This window comes from Elstera litoralis (assembly GCF_000963705.1).
Classification (GTDB): Bacteria; Pseudomonadota; Alphaproteobacteria; order Elsterales; family Elsteraceae; genus Elstera; species Elstera litoralis.
This window is the reverse complement of sequence record NZ_LAJY01000241.1, coordinates 1-4,037: the sequence shown is the minus strand read 5'-3', so window position 1 is coordinate 4,037 and position 4,037 is coordinate 1. Positions and strand designations below refer to the sequence as shown.

Below are 4,037 nucleotides of genomic sequence, written 5' to 3'. Positions count from 1 at the left end.
TATCGACCCAACACGCGGACCCCGTTTCTACTCCTAACGTCCGCATCCCAGGTTTTGTTCCGTATGACGGGAACAAACCGTAGCGTAACTAGCATACGAACCTCCCGCTCGCAAGGGGGAGTCGTGATTTTTTAGTTAATAGAAGCTATTGGCGGATGGTCTTAAGAGCATCGAAGCTCGGAAGGTCTGAGTCGACATCGTCGAACAGGCATTCGTATGTCATCGGATCATAGTGACGCATCAACACCCGCACGAAAGGTTTTAACTCGACCCCCAGCGCCCCGGCCCAGGCGGCATACCGATCGGGCGGAATGCGGCCCCGGCCCGATTCGACCTGGGAGATGAAAGTGTAATAGTCGATCCCCAAGGCCCCGGCAAGCTGACGCTGCGATAAGCCGCGCGCATCCCGCAGGGTTTGCAGCCACACGCCGACGCGTTTGCGCAGTTCGGCGGTTTCGGGCGATTTACCTTGTTGAGGATGGCTATACATTACGCACACCGTGTCGCTTGAGATCATCCCCGACGATGGGACACGGTTAACGCCGTGCGCCTGCGGGGTATGTAAGTTGATGTATAGCTTCTGCGGGGCGGGGCGTCAAGGGTAGAAACGAGAAACCCCCAGGATCGCGCCTGGGGGTTTCGTTGGCCTTACGCGCGGCTGTGCCTGTTACCGCTCGGTCAGCGCCTTGAAGATATGATCCGTGAGCGGCTCCACCATATATTCCAGGGCCGAGCGCGACGCGACTTTCACCATTGCATCGACCGGCAGACCGGCTTGCAGTTTGAGGTCGCCGAATTTCGCATCCTGCCCCGGCACCACTTCGAGCTTAATCATATAGTAGGGCGCGCCGCTGCGCTCATCGATCAGCCGATCGGGCGTTTTGGCGATAACCTTCGCGTCGATCACCGGGGTGTGGCGGGCGTTGAGCGTGCTGAAGCGCAGCTCCGCCGCTTGGCCGAGATAGATGGCTTCGATATCGTTCGGCGTCACCTGGGCTTCGACGATGAGACGATCATCGACGGGGACGATTTCCATAAGCTGCTGCCCCGGCTGGATAACCCCGCCCGAGGTGGCAATCTTCATATTCTGAACAATACCCGCCTGCGGCGACGGCACATCGAGCCGGGTCAGCACATCGGCGGCGGCAACCACGCGTTGTCGCAAGTCCGAAATCTGATTTTGCGACTCGCGCAACTGCGCCAGCACGTCTTCGGTGAACTTCTGCCGAAGCTGGGCGGTTTGCAGGCGGGTTTCGCCAATCGCCATTTCCGAACGCGCGATGGACTGCACATCATTGCCGCGATCGCCTTTGATGCGGGCAAGGTCGCGTTCCATCTCCAGCAAGCGCGAGCGGGGGAAGAAGCCCTTCTTTTCCAAATCGCGCAGACCGACGAGTTGGCCCTCGTAGAGCTGGATCTGTTCGAGCTTGCTGAGTTCCAGCACCCGGAAGCCGCCAATTTGAGCGCGGAGCTGTTCGATGCGCTGCTCGTTGATGGCGATCTGGTTTTCGAGCGACAGACGCCGCTCGATGAACTGGCGGCGCTGGGCGTCGATAAGCTGCTTGACCTGGGGATCGCCGATCCGCGCCGTCAATTCGGGCGGGAAAGCGATGTCCTTCGCCCGGTCGCGTTCCGCGACAAGGCGCGCGTCCAGGGCCATCGTCGCGTCCAACTGGCCCTGAACCACCGATAGATTGGCCTGGGCGCGCGTCGGGTCCAGGCGCAACAGCGGTTGCCCCTCGATGACAGTGCTGCCATCGGTCACCAGGATATCGCGGACGATACCGCCTTCCAGGTGCTGCACGGCCTTGCGCTTGCTCTCCACCACCAGCGAGCCGTGCGCCACGACGGCGGCATCGAGCGGGGCCAGCGCTGCCCAGGTGCCAAAAACGGCAAAGCAGAGGAAAATCGTCACCAAGCCAACGCGCATCGGCGTGCGATAATTGAGGGCAACCGAACTGTCGCTCGATTCATGAAACTCAACGCCTTGAAGGGTGACGACCGGATTCTGATCCGTCGGCACCGGCTCTCCCGAAGCGGGGCGGGGTGCGAGCGTCCCATTACTCATGTCGATTTCCTTTCTTGACCTTCAGTCCCCTGGTTCGCGCCTAAGGACGAGTCCGTCGGCGGCGTGGGGGACGGCGGCGCGCCCGGCGTTCCGGTGGCGGCCTGCGGCGGCATCGGCGTTACCGTTCCTGTTGGCGGCGTCGGCGGCCGGGCGGGCGGCTGTTGCGGCTGTTGCTGCATCGGCACCGGGCGGGTCAATTGGCTGATGATCTGATCGCGCGGGCCGAATTGCGCCACCTGACCATCGGTCAGCAGCATGATTTTATCGACGCCGGTGAGGATATTCATGCGATGGCTGATGACGACAACGGTCGTCTTCTCCTGGCGCATCTGGTGGATGGCGCGCATCAGCGCCTCTTCCCCAACGCTATCCAGGTTCGAATTCGGCTCGTCGAGCAGCACGAAAGCCGGGCGGCCATAAAGCGCGCGCGCGAGCCCGATCCGCTGCCGCTGCCCGCCCGAAAGCACATGGCCGCCGTCGCCGATCACCGTATCATAGCCCATCGGGAAGCCGAGGATCATGTCATGAACCCCCGCCTTTTGCGCGGCTTCGATGACGGCCAGTGAATCGACGGGGCCGAAGCGGGCAATATTCTCGGCAATCGTCCCGTCAAACAGCGCGACATCCTGGGGCAGATAGCCCAAGTGCGGACCGACTTCTTCGCGCGACCATTGGTGAATATCGACCCCATCCAAGCGCACGGCCCCGCCCATAATCGGCCAAATGCCGATCAAAGCGCGGGCCAGGTCGATTTCCCCGCCGCGCTCGGTCCGATTACCCCGAGAACCTCGCCGGGTTCCAACGCAAAGCTAACGCCCTTGAGAATGGCAATCTGCGTGCCCGGCTGCATCGCAATCATCCGCTCCGCCACCAACCGGCCTTCCGGGCGCGGCAGGGCCATCGTCGAATGATCCTGCGGAACGGCGCTCAGCGCTTCGTTCAGGCGACCGTACGCGGCGCGGGCATTAATCAGGAACTTCCACTGCCCAATGACCATTTCGACCGGCTGAAGCGCCCGCCCGAGAATAATCGAACAGGCGATAATCATGCCGCCGGTAATCAGATTCTCGATGGAGAGATAGGCCCCGAGGCCCAGCACCAGCACCTGAACGAAAATGCGGGTAAACTTGCTGAGGCCGACAATCAGGCCAGCGCGGTCGCTCGCCAGGGCCTGAAGCTCCAGCATCCGACCGTGCTTCCGCGACCAGCGTGCGGCAATGCCCGGCATCATGCCCATCGCCTGCAAGGCTTCGGCACTGCGCATGCTGTTCTGCGCATATTGCGAGGCCGCCCCCTGCATTTTCCCGGCGTCGCGTAATGTTTCGCGCGTGGAAATCTCGTTCAAAACGGCCAAAATCACGAGAATAATCATAGCAACAACGCTGAGCACGCCGAGCCAGGGGTGAATGGCAAAGGCGATCACCAGGAAAATCGGCGTCCACGGCGCATCGCAAAACGAAATGAATCCCGCCCCGGTCAGAAACTCGCGCACCGTATTGAGATCCTGCAAAGCCTGTGGCCCAACGCCCGCCTTGCGGTTCGCCGGATCGAACACGGCGCGGAACACGCGCAGGCTAAGTTGCCGATCCAAATGCGCGCCCACGCGCACCAATACCCGCGAGCGCACAAGCTCCAGCAGAGCCATCAGCAACAGCATGCCCGCCGCGATCACGGTCAGCAGCACGAGCGTCTGCTCGCTCCGGCTCACCAGCACGCGGTCATAGACCTGCAACATATAGAGCGGTTGCACGAACATCAGCAAATTGATGAAGAAGCTGAAGACGGCCGTGGCATAAAATGCCCCTCGGCACGAACGCAAGGCTTGCTTCAGAACACTGATCTTAGCTGTTCCGTTGTTTACTTGAGCCACCTAGGCGCACTCCTTCTCGCCTTTCTTGAACGGCCGGCGACTCTTCGCCGGGCGATCCCTAACAGGATCGGCCCCCACAGGCCGTTAACAAGTTACTGT

The 4,037-nt window shown here is 61.3% G+C and carries 4 protein-coding genes; all 4 read right to left on the bottom strand.

What is annotated here, in order from left to right:
• Positions 1-145 precede the first annotated feature (145 nt).
• Positions 146-490 (bottom strand): helix-turn-helix domain-containing protein, encoded by a 345-nt coding sequence (locus VZ95_RS10165; protein WP_045775741.1) that lies wholly within the window; start codon positions 488-490, stop codon positions 146-148.
• A 177-nt stretch (positions 491-667) separates the two neighbouring features.
• Positions 668-2,068 carry an HlyD family type I secretion periplasmic adaptor subunit gene (locus VZ95_RS10160; protein WP_052711663.1) on the bottom strand — a complete coding sequence of 467 codons (1,401 nt, stop codon included), beginning with the start codon at positions 2,066-2,068 and terminating at the stop codon, positions 668-670.
• Entirely contained in the window at positions 2,065-2,802 is a 738-nt protein-coding gene (locus VZ95_RS27000) for an ATP-binding cassette domain-containing protein (protein WP_084627713.1), read from the bottom strand. Before VZ95_RS27000 ends, VZ95_RS10160 begins: the two co-directional genes overlap by 4 nt.
• The gene (locus VZ95_RS26995) at positions 2,799-3,938 is read right to left on the bottom strand and encodes a type I secretion system permease/ATPase (RefSeq protein ID WP_232302596.1); all 1,140 of its coding nucleotides are present in this window, start codon (positions 3,936-3,938) and stop codon (positions 2,799-2,801) included. Before VZ95_RS26995 ends, VZ95_RS27000 begins: the two co-directional genes overlap by 4 nt.
• Positions 3,939-4,037: the final 99 nt, after the last annotated feature.

Bases quoted from the DNA above. Each gene is read 5' to 3' on its own strand.
- VZ95_RS10160 (WP_052711663.1), bottom strand. From the start codon at position 2,068: ATGAGTAATGGGACGCTCGCACCCCGCCCCGCTTCGGGAGAGCCGGTG.
- VZ95_RS10165 (WP_045775741.1), bottom strand. From the start codon at position 490: ATGTATAGCCATCCTCAACAAGGTAAATCGCCCGAAACCGCCGAACTG.